The sequence below is a fragment of the Agrobacterium sp. GW821-FHT02D03 genome (genome assembly GCF_059421725.1).
This window is the reverse complement of record NZ_JBWKVN010000002.1, coordinates 1,153,813-1,173,442: the sequence shown is the minus strand read 5'-3', so window position 1 is coordinate 1,173,442 and position 19,630 is coordinate 1,153,813. Positions and strand designations below refer to the sequence as shown.

General features: G+C 58.3%; 19 protein-coding genes. 7 read left to right on the top strand and 12 right to left on the bottom strand.

The window, feature by feature from the left end; genetic code table 11:
• Window positions 1–30: 30 nt before the first annotated feature.
• From AC07U5_RS18740 to AC07U5_RS18730, 3 genes are read right to left on the bottom strand one after another with little or no spacing between them, the layout of a single operon-like run.
• Window positions 31–1,236, bottom strand: a complete 1,206-nt coding sequence (locus AC07U5_RS18740; RefSeq protein WP_494723912.1) for an ABC transporter substrate-binding protein — start codon at window positions 1,234–1,236, stop codon at window positions 31–33.
• Between the two features lie 52 nt (window positions 1,237–1,288).
• Window positions 1,289–2,221: a sugar phosphate isomerase/epimerase family protein gene (locus AC07U5_RS18735; protein ID WP_494723911.1), complete on the bottom strand. Its 933-nt coding sequence runs from the start codon at window positions 2,219–2,221 to the stop codon at window positions 1,289–1,291.
• Window positions 2,222–2,229: 8 nt separating this feature from the next.
• Entirely contained in the window at window positions 2,230–3,264 is a 1,035-nt protein-coding gene (locus tag AC07U5_RS18730; RefSeq protein ID WP_494723910.1) for a Gfo/Idh/MocA family protein, read from the bottom strand.
• Between the two features lie 136 nt (window positions 3,265–3,400).
• On the opposite strand from AC07U5_RS18730, the gene AC07U5_RS18725 reads away from it, so the two are divergent.
• Window positions 3,401–4,441, top strand: coding sequence for a LacI family DNA-binding transcriptional regulator (locus tag AC07U5_RS18725; protein WP_116492883.1), 1,041 nt, complete (start codon window positions 3,401–3,403; stop codon window positions 4,439–4,441).
• 42 nt (window positions 4,442–4,483) lie between these two features.
• On the opposite strand, the gene AC07U5_RS18720 is transcribed toward AC07U5_RS18725, so the two are convergent.
• The 5 genes from AC07U5_RS18720 to AC07U5_RS18700 form a co-directional block, all read right to left on the bottom strand.
• Window positions 4,484–6,487 (bottom strand): aldo/keto reductase, encoded by a 2,004-nt coding sequence (locus AC07U5_RS18720; RefSeq protein ID WP_494723909.1) that lies wholly within the window; start codon window positions 6,485–6,487, stop codon window positions 4,484–4,486.
• Between the two features lie 35 nt (window positions 6,488–6,522).
• Window positions 6,523–7,605: an ABC transporter ATP-binding protein gene (locus AC07U5_RS18715; RefSeq protein ID WP_312805357.1), complete on the bottom strand. Its 1,083-nt coding sequence runs from the start codon at window positions 7,603–7,605 to the stop codon at window positions 6,523–6,525.
• A gap of 15 nt (window positions 7,606–7,620) precedes the next feature.
• Entirely contained in the window at window positions 7,621–8,457 is an 837-nt protein-coding gene (locus tag AC07U5_RS18710; RefSeq protein ID WP_062424008.1) for a carbohydrate ABC transporter permease, read from the bottom strand.
• Window positions 8,454–9,314, bottom strand: a complete 861-nt coding sequence (locus AC07U5_RS18705; protein ID WP_062600603.1) for a carbohydrate ABC transporter permease — start codon at window positions 9,312–9,314, stop codon at window positions 8,454–8,456. The genes AC07U5_RS18710 and AC07U5_RS18705 overlap by 4 nt, the downstream gene beginning before the upstream one ends.
• A 90-nt stretch (window positions 9,315–9,404) precedes the next feature.
• A complete protein-coding gene (locus tag AC07U5_RS18700; protein WP_112360378.1) occupies window positions 9,405–10,676 on the bottom strand; it encodes an ABC transporter substrate-binding protein in 1,272 nt (423 codons plus the stop codon).
• An 85-nt stretch (window positions 10,677–10,761) separates the two neighbouring features.
• Between AC07U5_RS18700 and AC07U5_RS18695 the strand changes: the two genes are divergently transcribed.
• The 4 genes from AC07U5_RS18695 to recX all read left to right on the top strand — a co-directional run bounded on the left by AC07U5_RS18695 (window position 10,762) and on the right by recX (window position 14,076).
• On the top strand, window positions 10,762–11,655 hold the full coding sequence (locus tag AC07U5_RS18695; protein WP_494723908.1) for a helix-turn-helix domain-containing protein: 894 nt from the start codon (window positions 10,762–10,764) through the stop codon (window positions 11,653–11,655).
• Between the two features lie 211 nt (window positions 11,656–11,866).
• The gene (locus AC07U5_RS18690; protein ID WP_062444964.1) at window positions 11,867–12,097 is read left to right on the top strand and encodes a helix-turn-helix domain-containing protein; all 231 of its coding nucleotides are present in this window, start codon (window positions 11,867–11,869) and stop codon (window positions 12,095–12,097) included.
• A gap of 184 nt (window positions 12,098–12,281) precedes the next feature.
• On the top strand, window positions 12,282–13,529 hold the full coding sequence (locus AC07U5_RS18685; protein WP_494723907.1) for an adenylate/guanylate cyclase domain-containing protein: 1,248 nt from the start codon (window positions 12,282–12,284) through the stop codon (window positions 13,527–13,529).
• Between the two features lies 1 nt (window position 13,530).
• The gene (gene recX / locus AC07U5_RS18680) at window positions 13,531–14,076 is read left to right on the top strand and encodes a recombination regulator RecX (RefSeq protein WP_113226508.1); all 546 of its coding nucleotides are present in this window, start codon (window positions 13,531–13,533) and stop codon (window positions 14,074–14,076) included.
• A gap of 8 nt (window positions 14,077–14,084) precedes the next feature.
• On the opposite strand, the gene AC07U5_RS18675 is transcribed toward recX, so the two are convergent.
• The 4 genes from AC07U5_RS18675 to cls all read right to left on the bottom strand — a co-directional run bounded on the left by AC07U5_RS18675 (window position 14,085) and on the right by cls (window position 17,807).
• On the bottom strand, window positions 14,085–14,471 hold the full coding sequence (locus AC07U5_RS18675) for a c-type cytochrome (protein WP_335323627.1): 387 nt from the start codon (window positions 14,469–14,471) through the stop codon (window positions 14,085–14,087).
• A gap of 101 nt (window positions 14,472–14,572) precedes the next feature.
• Window positions 14,573–15,103, bottom strand: a complete 531-nt coding sequence (locus AC07U5_RS18670) for a DUF992 domain-containing protein (protein ID WP_062424001.1) — start codon at window positions 15,101–15,103, stop codon at window positions 14,573–14,575.
• Window positions 15,104–15,420: 317 nt separating this feature from the next.
• Entirely contained in the window at window positions 15,421–16,242 is an 822-nt protein-coding gene (locus AC07U5_RS18665) for an endonuclease/exonuclease/phosphatase family protein (protein ID WP_062424000.1), read from the bottom strand.
• A gap of 104 nt (window positions 16,243–16,346) precedes the next feature.
• Complete coding sequence (cls, locus tag AC07U5_RS18660; RefSeq protein ID WP_494723906.1) at window positions 16,347–17,807, bottom strand: cardiolipin synthase; 1,461 nt, start codon at window positions 17,805–17,807, stop codon at window positions 16,347–16,349.
• Between the two features lie 125 nt (window positions 17,808–17,932).
• Here cls and AC07U5_RS18655 point away from each other — a divergent pair, with 125 nt between their 5' ends.
• Complete coding sequence (locus AC07U5_RS18655) at window positions 17,933–19,237, top strand: L,D-transpeptidase family protein (RefSeq protein ID WP_494723905.1); 1,305 nt, start codon at window positions 17,933–17,935, stop codon at window positions 19,235–19,237.
• Window positions 19,234–19,485: a sulfurtransferase TusA family protein gene (locus tag AC07U5_RS18650; RefSeq protein ID WP_494723904.1), complete on the top strand. Its 252-nt coding sequence runs from the start codon at window positions 19,234–19,236 to the stop codon at window positions 19,483–19,485. Before AC07U5_RS18655 ends, AC07U5_RS18650 begins: the two co-directional genes overlap by 4 nt.
• Window positions 19,486–19,630: the final 145 nt, after the last annotated feature.

Sequence of the window (19,630 nt, the reverse complement as noted above, 5' to 3'; positions counted from 1 at the left end):
CCTCTCGATCAAAGGACCGGATCGTCCAGCCTATTTGAGGATCTTGTCGATCGACTTCTGCGCTGTCGTCAGCGCATTTTCCGCCGTGGCTTGGCCGGTCAGCGTCGTCTGGATCGCGGTCTGGATCGCCTTTGAAATCTTCGACCAATCAGGGCTGGGGCCGCGATTGCGCGCAAACTTCATCGACTCCTCGAACACCTTGTACGCCTGTGGATATTTCGGATCCTCGACCTTCACCGGATAGGCGGGCACATAGCCGAAGTCGTTCCAGACGCGCGGCATCTGCTCATACATATATTCGATGAACTTGAACGCTTCCTTCGGGTGCTTGGAGTTGGCAACAATGACATTGTCGCCTTCACCCAAAGCCGAAGCATGCGGTGCTCCTTCTTTCGGAACAGGCAGGATCGCGACACGATAATCGAATTTCGCATCCTTGCTCATGCGCGGTAGTTCCCATGGGCCGGAAATGCTCATGGCGGCGTTGCCGGCGTTGAAGGTACCGGTCGAGTCCCACTGGCCACGGATCAGCGTGTCCTTGGAGGCAAGCCCCTCATCGATGAACTTCTTCCAGAGTGTGAGCGCTTCCACACCGCCCGGAACATTAACCTTGTTGTAATCGCCGCCGGCCATCTGCAGCCATGGCAGGAACTGGAAGGTGCCTTCTTCGGTCGCTGCGGCGGAGAACGCCAAGCCATAAACGCCCCTATCAGGTTGCGTCAGCTTCTTGGCGGCATCATAAAGCTCGTTCCATGTCTGCGGCGGCTTGTCCGGGTCGAGCCCTGCGGCCTTGTACATGTCGGCATTGTAGTAGAGCGCGATGGTGTTCGCCCCGCGCGGAATGCCGTAGACGCCATCCTTGTAGGTGACGGAGGCGAGCGGGCCAGGCAGGATCTGATCGAGCTTGATGACCGAGCTTTTGTCGATCATCGGCTTCATGTCGAGCAGCAGCTTGCGCGATGCAAAGAGCGCGACATCCGGGTTGTCGATATAGGTGACGTCCGGCGCTTCGCCTGTCGCCATGGCCTTGGCCAACTCGTTGACCATGTCCGGAAACTGGACCGATCGGACATTGACCTTGATGTCCGGGTTCTTGGCGGAAAATTCCTCCGCCATCTTGTAATGATATTCGCCCGGTCGATCGACGGTCCAGAGATTGATCTGAACCTGCTCGGCCCATGCGGGCGTCGACAATGCGGCAAGTGCAACTGCACCCATTAGCTTTGCAATATTCATGATACTCCTCCTTTGATCATGATTGCGATGCCGGTTCCCCCCGGCTTGAGTCTTACAAAAGCGACGGGTCGCCGCCTCCATATTCTGCGGCGAGATCGACGAAGGACCCTCCCCGGCTATGCTTCAGATAGTTGAGCGAATGAACCTGGCCCGTCATTTCCAGCTGATCGCGATAAACCGGATCATGCCAGCCTTCGATGTCGATGGAGCCGGACCAGCCTGCCAGCCGAAGCTCGGAAATGATGTCGGTCCAGTTGCTGTCGCCGAAGCCCGGCGTGCGCATGAAGACAAAGGGATGCTTGCCAAAGATGCCGTGCTCCTTGATCACATCCCAACGGATGGTCGCGTCCTTGCCGTGGACGTGGAAAATCTTGTGCGCCCATTTGCGGATTTGCGGCAACGGATCGATCAAGTAGACCATCTGGTGGCAGGGCTCCCACTCCAGACCGATATTATCATCCGGCGTCTCGTTGAACATCAGTTCCCAGGCATCCGGATTGTGGGCAATGTTCCAATCACCCGTTTGCCAGTTGCCGTCCATGGCGCAGTTTTCAAAAGCAATCTTCACGCCCTTGTCGGCAGCACGCTTCGCCAGCTCGCTCCAGACTTCCCTGTAGCGTGGAAGGCTATCCGGCAAAGGCTTGCCGCGGACGCGGCCGGTAAAGCCTGCCACGCAGGTTGCGCCGAAATGATGGGCGTTGTCGATGCAGTCCTTCCAGCCTTGAAGGGTCTGGAGGTCCATCTCCGTCTCTTCCAGCGGATTGCCGAACATGCCGAGCGTCGAAATGGTGATATCGCGGTCGCCGATGGCTTCGACGCAGCGCTTGCCAAGCTCCGCAAGGTCCTGGCCATTGGTCGTCTGCCAGAAAAACGGTTCGAAGCTTTCAAACCCAAGGTCGCCGATTTCCGAGATTCGTTCGGCGGCGTCCCCTTTTGTGGCACTGACCATGGTGCCGATGCGGACGGATTTTGCTGGATCGCTCATATTAGACCTCAAATCTCGATAAGAACACGCTGACCGGTACGGGCGCTTTCAATCGCACCCATGACCATGGCCAGGCTTTTGATATTGTCGGAGGAGACGGTCTCTGGAACCGTCCCATTTTCGATGGCACGCAGGAATGACAAGAGCACGCTCGCATGCCCTTCCGTCTGCTCTTCATTCACGTTTTCAGAAACGTTTACGGCGGAAGTTCCGCGCAGAAGCCCTTCGTCGCTTCCCGCTATGTTTGCCGAGAAACCATCCTCCCCATCCCAAAGGATCATGCCCTTCGATCCGATCAGCCGCCATGTGCTTTCCCAGCTTGTCCGCTCGCCTTCGGCGCACCACGAGCCGCGATAGGTGAAGACGACGTCATTTGAAAGTTCGAAGATGGCGTTGGCCGATGCTCCATGGGCGTACCATGAGCCAGCTGGATTTCTCTCCACGCAATAGACCGCCAGCGGGTTTTGATCGGCGACGAAACGCGCGGCATCGAAGGTGTGGATCGCCATATCCAGCAGCAGCACATTTTGCATTTCCTCACGGAAGCCGCCAAAGTGCGGCGCCAGAAAGAAGTCGCAATGAATGGCGGTCAACTCACCGATAACACCATCCTGAACGGCGCGATGCAAGCGGCGTATCCCTCTGATATAGCGTCTGTTTTGAACAATGGCGTGGATTTTTCCAGCACCTTTGGCAAGCTCCAGCAGCGTCTTCGCCTCTTCCAGGGAAGGCGCCATCGGCTTTTCGCTCAACACATGGCAGCCAGCCGAAAGGCCAGCGGCAACCACGCCGAAACGGGCATCGGGGATGACGACGTCGAAGACCACGTCAGCTCTTGTCTTTGTAAGGACGTCTTCGAGATCGCTGCCAATAACAACGTCCTGGAGCCCGAACTCGTCGGCCAGCGCCTGGGCGACGTTCTCGTTCAGATCGACAAGGCCGCATATGCGGATCGACGATTGCAAATATGGATGTGAGGCGATCGCACGCAGCCAGCCTTTGGCCATAGCTCCGCACCCGCACAAAACGGCATTCAATGTCACATTGTCCTCCCTGCTGCCCGCAAACTCCTCTTTGCGGAACCAGCTTTCGTAAACGTTTACGAGACTATGCTTAAGGTGCTAGATGTGTCAAGACCGTAGTGAAAGGCTTCTCTGGTTTGGAGCCGGGAGGACATGCATGAAGGGTATCCGCCAGCTCGCAGACTATCTGGACATCTCTATCGGCACCGTATCCCGCGCCTTGAATGGCAAGCCGGATGTGAATGACGATACCCGTCGCAGGGTGCTGGAGGCGGCAGAAAAGCTGGGCTACGTCGCAAACCAGTCCGGGCGCAGCCTGCGACAGGGTGCCACGAACGTCATCGGCCTGATGACCGGGTCCGACACGCAAGCGGTCGAAAACGCCGACAACTTTTTCCTGGGCGTGACGGATGGCTTGCAGAGTGTTTTCTCGACCCACAATCTCGACCTCATCGTCCTGCCTTGTCCTGCGGAAGAGGATCCCGACGAGTATCTGAAGCGCATGGTGGCAAGGCGCATGGTGGATGCGATGGTCATTTCGTCCACCAGCCGGATCGACAAGCGCGTCGACTTCCTCAAGCAGACGCGCCTGCCCTTCGTCACCCTGGGGCGAACAGGCTCCAGCACCGATCACGCCTGGATCGATCTCGATTTCGAAGGTGTGGCAAGAACCGCCGTGGCTCGCCTTGCGGCCGCCGGCCACCGGTCGATTGCCGTTGCAGCACCCGACACCGACATCAATCTCGGCTACATTTTCCTTGAAGGCTATCGCAAGGGTCTGGAGGACGCGTCTCTCCCCTATGACGAAAAACTCATCATTCGCGCCAGGTCCAGCGAACAGGGTGGCTATCACGCGGCAAGCGAGTGGTTGCAGATGCGGCCACGCCCCACAGCCCTGATCCTGATTTACGAATTGATGGCGATCGGTCTATACCGGCGCCTTGCAGAGGTAAAACTTCGGGCCGGACAAGATCTCGCTGTCATCGGCTTTCGCGAGGGCCCGAGCGGCCAATTTCTCGAGCCGAGGTTGACGAGTTTTCGCATGTCGCTGCGCGATCTCGGCGTCTCCGTCGGCAAGACCCTGCTATCGACCATGCCGGCCTATAGCAGCTTCTATCCGCAACAGCCCAAACACATCGTCTGGCCGATGCAGCTCATTCCGGGCGACAGCGATATCACCAACCTGCAATCCAGGTGACATCCGGCCGCGCGGTTTCCGCGGCCGGATATTTATGATCAATCAAGCTTCCAGCCAGCGCACCTGCTCAGGCGTGAGCTTGATATCGAGCGCCGACAGGCTGTCTTCCAGCTCGGCAATGGTGCGCGGGCCGATCAGCGGAATGACGGGGAAAGGCTGGGCGATCACATAGGCGAGCGCGATGTGGATCGGGTGTCGGCCAAGCTCCCTGGCAAGTTCGATTGCCCGGTCGCGGCGCTCGAAATTGCGCTCGGAGTACCAGACGCGCACGATCTCCTCATCGTCCCGCTTGTCGCGGCCTGCCCTGTCGGTGAAGAAGCCTCGGCCTTGGCTGGACCAGGCAAAGTTCGGGATCTGGCGCTCTTTAGCCCATTCTTTCCAAGGCTCGTCGGAGGCTGCGACACATCCGGCCCAGATCGGGTCCAGCATTTCGGCCAGCGAGAAATTGTTGGAAAGCGCGCCCGGCGCGGTCTTGCCGGTCTTCTCAGCATAGGCGGTTGCCTCGTCCATGCGCTGGCGCGTCCAGTTCGAACCGCCGAAAATGCCGCGAATGCGCCCGCGTTGTACTTCGGCATCCATCGCATCGACGAACTCACCGACAGGCACATCGGTATTGTCGCGGTGCATGAAGTAGATATCGACATAATCCGTCTTCAGCCGGTTCAAAGACTGGTCGAGCTGCTTGGCAATCATATCGGGATAGCAAAGCGGCGAATGCGCGCCTTTGCCGATCAGCACGATGTCTTCGCGCGGTACGTTGCGGCTGGTGTGCCAGTCGCCAAAAATCGCTTCCGTCTTGCCGCCGCCATAGACGAAGGCGGTGTCGAAGAGATTACCGCCTGCCTCATAGAAGCTGTCGAGGGTCAGCGATGCGGAAGCAAAGTTCGGGAAGAACTCAAAACCGAGCGCCACGACCGATGCGGGCTTGGCGACGCCCGGAATTTGACGCTTCGGTACGGAATTGCCCGGCGCAACCTTGCCGCCTGCAATGTTGAGAACGCGCTTGGCAGCACTCTCCACGCCATATTCGAGTCCAACCGAGGCCCGCCACTGATCCATGACCCGCAGATTTCCGAGCGTGTCGGCCCAGCTCATGCCGGGGTAGGCGAATTCCTGGGACTGGTTGCGAATGGCCTCGCCTGCCGCATCCACCTCGAAGGAGTAGAGATAACGATCTTCGGCAACCTCGATGGTCTGGCGTTCCTTGCCCTTGATCACGTCGATCTTGCCGACCCCACCCTTATGGCCGGAAGCAAACCAGAAGTCCTGCACTTCAATGCGGCCTTCCGATCCAATGATGCGCAGCACGTTGTCCTGGTTCGCCATGATCGAGCAGGACACTTCGGCGATAATCTCGTTCGGAAACTTCAGCACGGCCGAGGCCCATTCATCGACCCCAGACTGACCGAGATGTGCAACACCGGAAACCTTGGTGGGCTCCAGAAACGGCTGACCGGAAACGGCACCGGCAATCAGCCGCGCCATAGACACAGGATAACCACCGACATCGAGAATGCCGCCGCCAGCACTCTCATTGGCAAACAGGCGGTGATCGGCGCGGAAGCTGCCCATGCTGAAGCCGAAGCTGGAGCGGATGATCCTTACCTCGCCAATCGCGCCGCCCTTGACCAGCTCGACGATCTTGGCGGTCTGCGGATGCAGACGGTACATATAGGCTTCGCCGGCAAAAACGCCTGCCTTCTTCGCCTCGTGGAAAATAGCATCGGCATCATAGGCGGAAAGCGCAATCGGCTTTTCCACCAGCACATGCTTGCCGGCACGGATCGCCTTGATCGCCCATTCGGCGTGGCCGGTGTGCGGGGTTGCGATATAGACGGCATCGATCTCTGCGTCGGACAGCAGCGCATCGTAGCCATTGACGATGCGGGCACCGGGGAAGCCATCGCTCAGGCCCGGACGGTCCGGATTGCGCGTTGCGATCGCCACGAGCTTGCCGGTCGTCGAATGGGCAACGCCCTCGGCAAAGGTCTTTGCGATGGTGCCGGGTCCGATAATGCCCCAGCGGATGGGTTGAAGGTCGGGCATGATATTCCTCGTCTGCTTTGGATGTGAAATTGGGTTTAGCGCAGGCGCGTGCCGTCGCTATCGAACAGGAAGGCCTTGTTGGCCGGAACGGAGACGGTGAGCCGGTCGAGCTTGCCCACATGGCGGGACTCGGGGCGTTCGATGATCAACGGCAACTCTTCCGCCAGATGCGCATAGACGTAGCTGGTATTGCCAAGATGTTCGGCGACATCGACGGCAACCGTCAAATCGGCAGCCTTGCCGGCATCCTCGAAATGCTCCGGGCGAATACCGAGCGTGATTGGCGCGCCGATCCCAGGCCGCGCCGCAACCGGCAGGGTCAATGAGAAGGTCGGCGCGTGGTCCAGGGTGATCGTCACGCCCTCAGCGGTCTCGCCAGCAACCTTGCCCGGCAGAAAGTTCATTTTCGGCGATCCGACGAAGCCTGCCACAAAGCGGTTTTCGGGATCGTCATAGAGATCAAGCGGCGCGCCGACCTGTTCGATCTTGCCGCCCCGCAGCACCACGATCTTGTCGGCAAGCGTCATGGCTTCCGTCTGGTCGTGGGTCACGTAGATCATCGTCGTGCCGAGCTGCTTGTGCAGCTTGGAGATTTCCACCCGCATCTGGACGCGCAGTTCTGCATCGAGATTGGAGAGCGGTTCGTCGAAGAGAAACACCTGCGGTTCACGCACGATGGCACGTCCAATGGCAACACGCTGCCGCTGACCACCGGAGAGCTGCTTTGGCCTGCGCTGCATCAACTCGTTGATCTGCAGGATTTCGGCGGCACGCCGAACGCGCGCTTCCGTGTCCGCCTTGGGATTGCCATTCATGCGAAGGCCGAAGGACAGATTTTCTTCAACCGTCATATGCGGATAAAGCGCATAGGACTGGAAGACCATGGCAATGCCGCGATCGGCAGGCTCCGCATCGTTGACGACTTTGCCGCCGATCTCGATCTCGCCATCCGAGATATCCTCCAAGCCAGCGATCATGCGAAGCAGGGTCGATTTACCGCAGCCGGAAGGGCCGACGAAAACGACGAATTCACCATCTTGGATTTCTAGGTTCGCGCCGTGGATAACCTCCAGCGAACCATAGCGTTTGACGACGTTTTTAAGTGAAAGTCCCGCCATGCGGCTCCTCCCGGATTACTTGACGGCGCCGGCTGAAATGCCGGCGATGAAGTGGCGTTGCAACACCACGAAGATGACGAGGATGGGCGCGGTCAGCAGCACCGCTCCGGCCATGATCCCGCCCCACGAGACCTTGGTGAGACCGATCAGCGTACCGAGCGCCACGGGTGCCGTCATCATTCCTGGGCGGGAGTTGATGAGCAGCGGCCAGAGATAGTTGTTCCACGAGGCGAGAAACAGGATGATCGAGAGAGCGGCCATGGTGGGGCGCGCCAGCGGTAGCGCTATGCGCAGAAAGATTTGCCACTCTTTCACCCCTTCCACACGCGCGGCGTCGAACAGCTCACCCGGCATCATGGAAAAGGACTGGCGCATGAAGAGCACGCCGAGCGAGTTGAAGAGAGGCGGGACGATCAGCGCCACCCACGTGTTACCGAGCTTGAACTCGCGGGCCACCATGATGAACTGCGGAATGACGACGACCGCATAGGGCAAGGTGATCGTGCCGATAATGATTGCAACCACCACCGAACGTCCGGCGAAGCGATAGCGCGCCAGGGCCCATCCCGCCATCGACGTCAGCATGACGGAGAGGACCGTGTAGATCACCGCCACCGTGATCGAGATGAACATCGCGCGCAGAAAATCGGTATCGGCCTGCAGGTTCTGGAAGTTCTCGATAAAATGCGTCGACGGGATCAGCTCGATATTCGGACTGAAGATGCCGTAGTCCGGCATGGTCGAGAAGACGAACATCATCCACAGTGGGAAAAGCCAGATCAGAGCAAGTGGCGTGAGCGCTGCGTGCAACGCGATTTTCTGCCAGAGAAGCGATCTTGATTTCGATCTCATTTCTGCTCCCTCCCGACCCAGAGATTGAAGAGCGATATGACGATGGCAAGGGCTGCAATCGTGTAGGCAATCGCCGAGGCATAGCCGAAGTTGAGCGAGGTAAAGCCCTGGCGGTAAAGGAAGATGCCGAGCGTCTCCGTGCCACCACCCGGGCCGCCGCGATTGGTGATGAGGAATGGTTCGGTAAAGAGCTGCATCGTGCCGATCACCGAAAGCACCATGCAGAAGATGATGATGGGTTTCAGAAGCGGCAGCGTGATGTGGAAAAACTGCTGGCGTTTGCTGACCCGGTCCAACCGCGCCGCCTCATAGACGTCGCCGGGGATGGATTGCAGTCCGGCCAGGATGATGATGGCGTTGTAGCCTGCCCACCGCCACGTCACGGCGATGATGATCAGCGCCATGGCAGCGGTCGCATTGTCGAACCAGGAGATGGGCGAGAGACCAACATTCACGAGCATCTTGTTGATGATGCCGAAATCGGCACTGAACATCAGACGGAAGACGGCGGCGTAAGCGACCTCACCCACGACGACCGGAGCGAAAAAGGCAAAGCGATAAAGCGGTCTTGCTTTCAGAAGTGGCGAATTCAGCAGCACGGCCATGATGGTGGCCAGTGCGATCATGATCGGCACCTGGATGACGAGAATGATCAGCGTGTTGTAGAGCGCATTGTAAAAGGCCGGATCGCCGATCAGGCGTCCCCAATTCATCGACGGCGCGAAACGCCATGGATTGACGCGCGTGTTTTGGAACGACAGCAGAAACGAGTTGATGATCGGCCAGAGCCAGAATGTCGTGAAGATCAAGAGATAGGGCGCAAGAAACGCATAGGCGACCCTGGTTCTGATGGGCATCTTCACCTCCCGAACGATAATTTACATGAGGGCTGACCCTATCCGGGCGCCCCGTGCAAGGGGCGCCCGGCTCTGGTTCAGCTTGGGAGATCACTGTGCAGCGGGAAGACCCGTTGCGGATTCGATCTGCTTGGCGGCATCATCGAGTGCCGTCTTGGCGTCCGGGTAGCCGCCTGCCAGATATTTCGTCTGGACGGCGCGGTAGATCCCTTCCGCATCCGACTGGTAGGCCGTGCCTCTGCTTGGCTTGATCTTCGGCAGGGTCGCCAGAATATCCGTCCACACGGCCTGGCCGCCCCAATAGGGCTGCGGCTCCTTGACGAAGGGATCGTTGACGGCAGACAGAAGCGACGGAACGAGACCGAACGACTTCAACATCATGACCTGGCCTTCATTCGTCGTCAGCGCGTAATCGACGAACTTCCAGGCCGCTTCCTTGTTCTGGGAAACGGAACTGATGGCGAGCGACGAGCCGCCAAGGTTTGCCGCACGCGGACCATCTGCCGTCAGGCTCGGCATCGGATAGACGCCCCACTTGCCGGAAAGGTCCGGTGAGCCGGAGCGGATCGAGCCTTCATACCAGCCGCCATACATCTGGCTTGCGACCTTGCCGGCGGTGTTGGCCTGGATCTTTTCATCCCAGATCGCCGCGGTGATGATGCCCGCATCCTTCATCTGTTTCAGCTTTTCGAGCGTCGCAACGCAGGCCGGCTGATTGATGGTGATGGACTGGCCATCTGTCGAAAAGTAACCGCAGCCCTGTTCGTTGGAGATCATGCGAAACCATTCGCTGTCTCCGTTGAAGTCGGCCTGCGTCATGACCACGCCGGGATTGGCCTCCATGACCTTCTTGCCAGCGGCGATGAAATCGTCCCAGGTCTTGATGGTGGCCGGATCGACACCCGCCTTTTCATAAAAGTCACGACGGTAGAACACGGCGACCGGACCCGAGTCCCACGGAACGGCGTAGGCAACGCCATCGACTTCCAGTTCGGTGCGCTTGAATTCGGGGAAAAGCGCCTGCTTTTCAGGCGTGTAGCCGAGTGCCTTTACATCGGTGAAACAATCGGGGAAACGGCTCCAGAAGACTTCCGCCTCAAAGTTTTCAACGGTTACGATATCCGGCAAGCCTTCGCCACCGGCGGCGCAGGCGGCAAGCGCCTTGTCATAAACCTGGTTGTTGCCAAGATCCTGGACATCCACCTTGATGTCCGGATTGGCCTTGTTGAAGCCTTCCAAAGTGGATTTCAACGCCGATGCGGCGACGTTCCAGCTCCAGATCGTGATGGTGGTTTGGGCAGACGCGGGTGCAGCCGCAAGCAGGGCAAGCGATACCGCCACGCCCGTGATTTTAAAGCACATTGAAAACCTCCCTTTTTCAATTGCCGTTCTTAGCGAACATGTGCAGAGTAGCGGGGTGGCGAAATCTGTCTCGTAAAATGGGAACGTGAATTTGTCGAAAAGTAAGATCGAGGAAAAAGCCGTCTATCAGCCGGGTGCGAGCAGCATCGAGGGTTGGCCGACGACGCTGCAGTTTTTCTACGCCCACCCACCTGTCATGCTGATGCCCCACTGGCACGCGCAGGTAGAAGTGAATTACGTCATGTCCGGCAGCGTTCACTATCGCATGGGCGACCACACGTTCCGTATGAGTGCGGGGCAGATGTGTCTATTCTGGGGCGGACAACCGCATCAGATGGACGAATCCTCTGACGATTCCTTCTACGCCGGGGCGCATCTGCCGCTCTTTCATTTCTTCCGCATGCGTCTTCCACCCGCCGTCTCCGCCATGTTGATGGGCGGTGCCACCATGCTGACGGAGGTGACGGGGAAGGCAGATGATGAGAACTTCGCCCGATGGCGGGATTATGCGAAATCGGGTGACACCGCCAAGGCCGAGAATGCTGTCCAGGAGCTGATCCTGCGTGTGGAGCGCATGTTCATGGAGCCCTACAATGTCATTTCCCCAGCCTCCCCAGCGTCAAAGACGGCCAGTCAGGACAATGCCGCATCCGTTGCGGTGGCACGGATGTGCGATTTCATCGCCGCCAATTTTCTGGAAGATATCGATGCGACGGATATCGCCCGGGTGGCGAACCTGCACCCAAAATACGCGATGAACGTCTTTCGCAAGTCGACCGGGATGACGCTGATGAAGTATCTGACACTTCTCCGGCTCTCCCGCGCCCAGGCCATGCTCGTCAACGGTAAGGACAATATTCTCAGTATCGCGATGGAAAGCGGCTTTGGTTCGGTGAGTGCCTTCAACAAGGCGTTCCGCCAGATTGCCGGCATTCCGCCATCGGGGTTTCGCCGCGGCTCCAGTGGCTACTTCCAATGATTGCGAGACATCGCCATTGCAGGCGTGCGACAATCTGACCAAGGCATATTCGTTAATCGCAATTTAACTATTGCAAGCGCGGCAAAGATGACTATTTTTCCTGCTGCGCTGCAACATTCATCTCTCCTTTGCAGCGCAGTCGCATGCAATTCAACGCGACGGCATTCGCCGCCGGCACATTCAGTGTCCATTCTTCTAGGGAGATTTATTAATGACGATTTCCGTCTCGACACCTTTTACAGGACATGAAACCAGCGCCCCTTTTGCAGGCAAAATCGCCTCGGCGCGTAACGCTGCAGGTTACACGGTCGATCAGTTGGCCCTGACCTGCGGGCTGACCTCACAGGAAATTCTGGCTCTCGAAACGGGCGCAGACAGTGATCCCTCGCGACTGAGACGCGTTGCGAACGCTCTTCAGCTTCCGTTGACCGCCGTTCTCTAAAACGATCCTTAAAGATCGAAAAAGGGCGCCTGCCGGCGGATGCCGCATGCAGGCGCCCTTTTTTATATCCAATATTTCTTATCCTCCCCGCTCTTCCATTTTCCGTTATGATGCACCAAATGCCCTGCATTGAAGTGGGAGCGCTGCCGCCTCTTCAATCACGCAAAGGCGGAGAGGCGAGCACATGGCTCTTGTGGAAACCGTAGATATTCCAAACCCAGTCGAAGAGAACGCGCTGTGGCCACACCAGCGAAGCGATGTGCTCGACTGGCTGGTGACTGGGACGAGCGATAACCGCTACATCGACAATATTTTCGTCGAGATGTGCGGGCGACTGAGAAGCCAGGGCATCTCGATTGCGCGGGCATCGATGAATTTTCTCGTGCAACACCCGCAATGGCGCGGCGCGCGCATCTTGTGGAACCGGGGCGAGAAGGAAGCGGAGTTTGCGACCTATGCCTATGGTAGCGAAACCACGGCAGAATATCTGAACAGCCCGCTCTATGACATCCACAAGGGGGCGGACGAGGTCCGACAGCCGCTTTATCTGCCAGGCCCGATCGATCCGGACTACCAGATCTATCGGGATTTGCGCGAAGAAGGCCTGACGGAATATGTCGCATGGCCGCTTGAGCACACATTCGGCAAACGCCACGTGGTCACCTTTGCCAGCGATCGTGCGAACGGATTTCTCGAATCCGAGATCGAGCAGTTGAAAAGCCTGGTGCCTGCCATCTCTCTCGTCTCGGAAATACGGCTGAAGAACCGCATGGCTCGCACATTGCTGGAAACCTATGTCGGCCCGCATGCCAGCCAGGAAATTCTGGAGGGCGCGACGCGAAGGGGTAGCGGCAATACGGTGAGCGCGGTGATCATGATCTGCGACCTGCGGGACTTTACGCGCATCTCCGACCTTTGGCCGCGTGACGATGTGATCGAATTGCTGAACGGCTATTTCGATGCGCTGGCGGAGCCGATCGAGAAGCATGGCGGCGAAATTTTGAAGTTCATGGGTGACGGTCTGCTGGCCATCTTTCCGTTGAACAATGCCGATGCAGGACCAAACCTCATAGCCGCCATTCGCGAGGCGCAGACTGCGCTTGAGGAATTGAACATCAGCAATATCGACAAGGGCCACGAGCCGTTCGGCTATGGGATCGGCGTTCATGTTGGCGATGTCATGTATGGCAATATCGGCTCCAAGAGCCGGCTCGATTTCACGGTCATCGGCCCTGCGGTCAATATTGCCTCGCGCCTGGAAACCCTGACCAAAACGGTTCGCAGGCAGGTTCTGCTCTCCGAAGATTTCGTCGCGATGATCGACAACAAGAGCGAATTCGACAGCATCGGGCCACAACTGCTGCGCGGCCTTGAGCATCCGGTGGGGGTCTACGCCTTGAAGAACCCGCCGCACGAGGCGCCGCAGACCTGAGATGAGTGACGAGCCGACCGAGACCGCTCCCACAAGCCGCATGCTGACATGGGCAAGGAACTCCACGATCTACCGTCTGGAAAGACGGATGATGACGGAGCGGCAGCTTTTCGATGCCATTTCCCGCAAGGCCAAAGAGAAATTCGACGACATCTCCGCAGAGCAGATCCGCGCTTTGGCAGACTCCGCGGTGCGGTTTGCCTATGAGATCAAGGCGCTGGACGATAATGCCTTTGCCGAAATCACCACCCGCTCCGCGGTGCGCAGCGGAAAATCCAAGCGGGCGATCGCCCAGAAGCTCAATCAGAAAGGTGTCAGCAAGGACATCGCAGCCCACGCTCTTGAAGCAAGCGACGATCTTTACGCGGCCGTCGTGCTGGCACGGAAGAGACGGTTTGGGCCGTTCCGTCGTGAAGACGAGGTGGACGAGAAGCGGATGAACAAGGAAATCTCGGCTTTTGCCAGAGGCGGTTACAGCTTCGAGTTGGCGAGCCGTGTCTATTCCATGGCTCTCGATGAGGCGGAAGACATTCTCGCCTCGCGTTGATAACTGGCTCAGGGAGCCGGTTTTGTCTTGAGATAGGCGATGATGTTGTCGATCTCCGTTTCACTCCAGAGGCCAAAAAAACGCATCGCGGTGCCTGGCACCTTCTTCTTCGGGCTTGAGAGAAACTCCCGTAGCGCCTCTTCATTCCAGACGAGACCGCCTGCTCCAGCATCCTTCATGGCCTGCGAGTAATGCGGATAGTCGGCAACGGAACCCGCCGGCCTTCCCACAACGCCCATCAGGTGTGGTCCAAGCCGCGTCCGGGGCGTATCGACGTTGTGACAGTTTGAACATTTGCCAAAGGCGCGTTCACCCGCCACCGGATCGCCATCGGCAACAGCACCCGTCGCAAAAAGCAAGACGAGCGAAACGGCGAGCGACAAGTTTGGCTTCATGATGTTTCTCTGGTCCGGTAACGAAAACGCCCTCCCCGCTATATAGCGAAGAGGGCGATTGTTGCTCATGCGGCATTTTGACGTGGCCGCGATGAAGCCGATCAGCCGTTGGCCGGCGTCAGGGTCACGGATGTGCCGGTCGCAGCAAGGTTCAGACCAACCTGGCCGGTCACGCTGACAGTCTGCAGCTGGATCGAGCCAGCCGTACCGCCGACCAGGATGTTTGCACCGACGCCGAGGCCAACGGTGGCTTCAGCCGTTGCGCCTTGGTATAGGCCGGACAGCGAACCGCGATGGTAGCCGGCGGTCGGAGCGAACACCGCCCAGACCAGCTTGCCCTGCGTGGTGAAGCCGAGGTCTACACCCATCTTGCGGATGACGCCCGTGTAGCTGTCGGTGCGGCGCGCGCCAACGGTGGACTTGAACGTGCATTCCAGTTCCTTGGCCGAACCGATCACGTAGCCAACACCGCCGCCAACGTCGCAGGTCAGATAGCCGATCTTAACGCCATTACGGTCATCGCTGTCCTGGTAGGTTTCGCGGTACGGCGCCAGATCGGCTGCGACTGCGCTGATCGGACCGCTCAATCCAAGTGTCATGGCAGCAAAAGTAACGGCAAAAGTCTTTTTCATCTGTTTTCTCCTGTTTTATTCTGTGACCCAACAGCCCTGAAGTCTTTGTCGGACATTCAATTGCGCACACCGAAAATGGTTCCAACGATTTGATCCAAAGCCTTCAAGCAGGTGGAGAATCTCGTTCATCGCCCCAGCACCGATGATGGACTAGAAGCCCAATTAGGCGGGATGATGGCACCCAGATACCGCGTCTAAAGGCAAGCTTCAGTTGTCTCCATCGTGTCGACTGGGGAGTTTGACGCAGTGTTCGAAAAGAATCGCACCCAGCGTCACGGAGCGGGGGCATCGTTGCACGTTCGAAGGAGTGCAGCGATCTAGCCAGCAGCCGACATCTTGAGAAGGTCCGTATTGATCGTCGCTTTCAGTGGCAGGTGATCGGAGGCCACACGCGCCAGCGCGCTATCATGGGCTTCAACCTTCTCGATCATGCCTTCGCGATTGGAGATGATGCGATCGAGCGCAAGAACGGGAAGTCCGGATGGAAAACTCGGCACCGCCGGCGGCAAGGTCCCGAAGGCCTCGCGGAAGGTATTGAGCGATGAGCCATTGCCCAGCCGCCACTCGTTCAAATCGCCCATCAACACGGTTGGCTGCGCTTCGCGCTTGTTCAGCAACTCCACCAGAGCTTTGGCCTGCTGAGCGCGGGAATGCCGCAGCAGGCCGAAATGTGCGGCGATGATGCGGAGCGTTCCCGCGAGTTTCAGGTCCAACTCCACTACGAGTGCGCCGCGCGGCTCTAACCCAGGCAGTTTGACCGTGTGAACATCGCGAACCGCACCTTCACGGAACAGCACGACATTGCCGTGCCAGCCATGGGCCTTGCTGGTGCCTGCCACCTGCACCGGCGTCAGCCCGCACTCACGTTCAAGCCGCCCGAGATCGAGCAGGCCCGTCCGCTCGCCAAATCGACTATCGGCCTCCTGAAGCGCAACAACGTCGGCTCGCAACTCGTGAATAACCCTGCAAATGCGATCGGGGTCAAACTTGCCGTCGCGACCGATGCATTTGTGCACATTGTAGGAGGCCACGACCGGAGAGGTCTCCTCGACCGAGACCTCGTCTATACAGCGCCGGTTCTTGCGGTTGCGCAGCGACGAGATGAAAACTGCAGGGAGACTATCGTTTTTCGGTCGCATCGTTTTCCTGTCGTAAGCGCCGCGCGTCTTTGGGACGCACAAGGGACGCTCTAGTTCCTTCAATCGACGCATGGTCGCGTCATGGGTTCAACCCGATGCCGATGTCAAAGGTAAGGCGAGGCCAACCACAATATCCGTTCCGTCAGACGAACGAGGAACGGCCTTGCCCTCAACTCTTCCAGCTTCACCGGCGTTGCATTCTCGAGTGCCAGCCCTATTCGCTCCGACACTGTGTTCGCAAAGCCTTCATCCAGAACTTCCATATCCACCTCAAAGTTCAATCGAAGTGACCGCGGATCGAGATTTGACGAGCCGACATAGGACCAGCGGTCATCGATCACGAGCAGCTTGGAGTGATTGAATTGGCCGGTGGCGCGCCATATGCGGCAGTAACTCCTGAGCAACTGATCGAACTGTGCCGTCATGGCGCGATCGACCAGCATCAGGTTGTTTGTCGCCGGAACGATGATGTCGACCGCGACGCCTCGACGCGCGGCCGTTGTCAGGGCGGAGATCAGTTCGCGATCCGGCAGGAAGTAAGGCGACATGATGCGGATCGAGGACCGGGCGATGGAGAATGCACCCATCAGCATCTTGTGGCTCGTCTCGATGCTGTTGTCCGGTCCGGAGGCCACCGCGCGCATCAGGATCGGTTGACCGGGGACGCCATCGGGAATGGTGATATCCCACACAGGTCCGTCCAGACGCTCGCCGCTTGCAAAGCGCCAGTCTTCGGCTGCGACCGTGAAAAGATCGGCGACCACCGGGCCCTGGACCTTGAAATGCGTGTCGTGCGACTGCTTGTCTCCATGGAACTCGCGGGTGAAGCCTTCGCGAATATTCATGCCGCCGGTAAAGGCGATCTTGCCGTCGACGATCAGGATCTTGCGGTGCGTGCGCAGATTGGCATAGGGCAGCCGCAGCCCCATGATCACGTTGCCATTGAAGACCGCGGATTTGATCTCTTCCAGCCGCAGTTTGGAGAGGATGCTTGGCACTGAGTATCGCGCCCCGACAGCGTCGACCAGCACACGAACCTCCACACCCCGTTCTTTGGCGCGCGCGAGTGCCGCGACGACGCGAAGCCCGATCCGGTCGTGATCAAAAATATAGGTTTCCAGGATGATCGACCGGCGCGCATGACCGATGGCGTCAAGCATGGCCGCATAGGCCTCGTCTCCATCGGACAGGGTCTCGATGGTGTTGCCTGTGGTAAGCGCCGCACGCGTCACCCGGTCGCCCACGGTCTTCATCGCCACAAAGCGTCGGCCGAAACGCTCGACGACAAGAGCGTTGTCCGCGTCGAACCGCGCCACCCGGTCCATGATCGTGCCATGCATCAAAGACCGCTGTTGCCCAAGGTTGCTGCGCCTGATGCGGTTGATGCCGGCAATGGCATAGAGCAACGCGCCGATGATGGGAGACAGCACGATCACGCCCACCCAACCCAGCGCTGAGCGCACTTCCTGTTTGGTCATTGTGGCATGGACCGCAGCCACGGTCCCCATGACAAGCGAGAGCAGTGCGAGAACGTGGGGCCAGTAGGCTTCGAACAATGCGATCATGACCTGAATATAGCGATCAAGAGCAAAGCCGCAACGACCTGAATCACGAGAGAAAACAACTGACTTGTAATCAAATTCAATTTACCTTACGAGCATTAGACATCATGCAAATCGGTATGACGCCCATGCGTTTGAGACACATCGCTCTTCTTGCCTGCGCCGGTCTAATGCTCGCGGGCTGTAACGAAACGCTCGAAACCGTCGAGCGTGACGTGTCTCATGTCAAAAACAAGGTCGATTATCCCCTCGCCCCCACCATCCTTGCCGAGATGGACAAGAAGAACATGGATCGCAATGCGCCGATCATGATTCGCATCTTGAAGGAAGAAGGCAAGCTGGAAGTCTGGAAGGCACGACGCGACAACCGGTTCGAGGTGATTGCGTCCTACGATATCTGCGCCTGGTCCGGCAAACTCGGACCGAAGGTCAAAGAGGGGGACAGGCAGGCGCCAGAAGGGTTCTACAACCTTTCTCCCGGCCACATGAATCCCTATTCGAACTACTATCTTTCGATCAACACCGGCTTCCCGAACCGCTACGATCAAGCGAACGGCCGCAACGGCACGAACCTGATGATCCATGGCGCCTGCTCGTCATCGGGCTGCTACTCGATGACCGACGCGCAGATGCTGGAGATCTACGCTTTCGCGCGTGACGCCTTCAAGGGCGGCCAGAAGACGATCCAGCTACAGGCGCTGCCATTCCGCATGACCGCGGAAAACATGGCACGCCACCACAAAAGCGAGAATTACGAATTCTGGAAGATGCTGAAGGTCGGCTACGATCATTTCGAAGTCACCAAGCGTCCGCCCGAGGTGAATGTCTGCGAGAAGAAATACGTGTTCAATCAGCAGACACAGGGTGGGCAGTTCAACGCTGCTGCAACCTGCCCCGCCATGAGCACGCCGCCGGCACTCGCCAGCACAATGGTCAGCTACAACAAGACCTACGACCTTGCCTATGACAAGGCGATGAAGAAGTTCGACGGTATGGTCTGGTATGATCCGACCGAGGCCGAGCGCAAGGTTCTGGTGGCAGAAAAGCGTAAAGGTCGCGAACCGGCTTACGCACCGACCGGCTCGGCGCTGAAAGCCGGCAAGCTGATGAAGGAAACCGAATTCGCCGCACTGATGGAAAAGAAGGCGGCGAAGGGGATTTCCGCAACCGGGGCGACCGCCATTGCCTCGGCCTCTGGTTCAACACCGCGCACGACCGCTCCGGCATCGCAGCCAACGCCATCCCAGCCTGCGGTCGCTGCCCGCCCGACATCCGTCATGCTCGCAGCCGCGGCACAGGTTCAGACGCAGCCAGCACCAGCGGCAGCAGCGCAGGCCATCCCTGTTCCCGCCGTCAACCCGCTCGCATTCAGCGCAACGGCACAGGAAGAACCGGCAAAGAAACCGTTCTGGAAGTTCTGGGCCAAGGAGTGACCTCGGTAACCGAGGCCGTCTTCGATCTGAAGGGGCTGAAATGCCCTCTTCCGGTTTTGCGAAGTCGCAAGAAACTTTCCGCCATGCTCCCTAATGAAGACCTGGTTGTCGAGACGACCGACCCTCTGGCGGTCATCGATATTACTCATATGTGCCGGGAAGATGGTCATATTCTTCTCGAGACGATCAAGACCGAGGACGGCCACCGGTTTCGCATTCGCCGAGGTGAGCAAGTAAGCCGCTCTTAAAAGGATGGTCCACGCAGATCGCGCAGCGGTTTTGCGATCCCGACATACGACAAAACAGAGGCTTGAAGCATCAGGACCTAATCTGAGAGATTGCAACACGTTTTAGGCTGTTCCACGATCCAATAGAGGTATCCTGGAACCAACA

Coding starts and splice junctions, on each gene's coding strand:
- AC07U5_RS18725 (WP_116492883.1), top strand. CDS start 3,401: ATGAAGGGTATCCGCCAGCTCGCAGACTATCTGGACATCTCTATCGGC.
- AC07U5_RS18700 (WP_112360378.1), bottom strand. CDS start 10,676: ATGTGCTTTAAAATCACGGGCGTGGCGGTATCGCTTGCCCTGCTTGCG.
- cls (WP_494723906.1), bottom strand. CDS start 17,807: ATGATCGCATTGTTCGAAGCCTACTGGCCCCACGTTCTCGCACTGCTC.
- AC07U5_RS18665 (WP_062424000.1), bottom strand. CDS start 16,242: ATGCGACCGAAAAACGATAGTCTCCCTGCAGTTTTCATCTCGTCGCTG.
- AC07U5_RS18705 (WP_062600603.1), bottom strand. CDS start 9,314: ATGCCCATCAGAACCAGGGTCGCCTATGCGTTTCTTGCGCCCTATCTC.
- AC07U5_RS18710 (WP_062424008.1), bottom strand. CDS start 8,457: ATGAGATCGAAATCAAGATCGCTTCTCTGGCAGAAAATCGCGTTGCAC.
- AC07U5_RS18720 (WP_494723909.1), bottom strand. CDS start 6,487: ATGCCCGACCTTCAACCCATCCGCTGGGGCATTATCGGACCCGGCACC.
- recX (WP_113226508.1), top strand. CDS start 13,531: ATGAGTGACGAGCCGACCGAGACCGCTCCCACAAGCCGCATGCTGACA.
- AC07U5_RS18670 (WP_062424001.1), bottom strand. CDS start 15,103: ATGAAAAAGACTTTTGCCGTTACTTTTGCTGCCATGACACTTGGATTG.
- AC07U5_RS18655 (WP_494723905.1), top strand. CDS start 17,933: ATGCGTTTGAGACACATCGCTCTTCTTGCCTGCGCCGGTCTAATGCTC.
- AC07U5_RS18675 (WP_335323627.1), bottom strand. CDS start 14,471: ATGAAGCCAAACTTGTCGCTCGCCGTTTCGCTCGTCTTGCTTTTTGCG.
- AC07U5_RS18740 (WP_494723912.1), bottom strand. CDS start 1,236: ATGAATATTGCAAAGCTAATGGGTGCAGTTGCACTTGCCGCATTGTCG.
- AC07U5_RS18690 (WP_062444964.1), top strand. CDS start 11,867: ATGACGATTTCCGTCTCGACACCTTTTACAGGACATGAAACCAGCGCC.
- AC07U5_RS18735 (WP_494723911.1), bottom strand. CDS start 2,221: ATGAGCGATCCAGCAAAATCCGTCCGCATCGGCACCATGGTCAGTGCC.
- AC07U5_RS18685 (WP_494723907.1), top strand. CDS start 12,282: ATGGCTCTTGTGGAAACCGTAGATATTCCAAACCCAGTCGAAGAGAAC.
- AC07U5_RS18715 (WP_312805357.1), bottom strand. CDS start 7,605: ATGGCGGGACTTTCACTTAAAAACGTCGTCAAACGCTATGGTTCGCTG.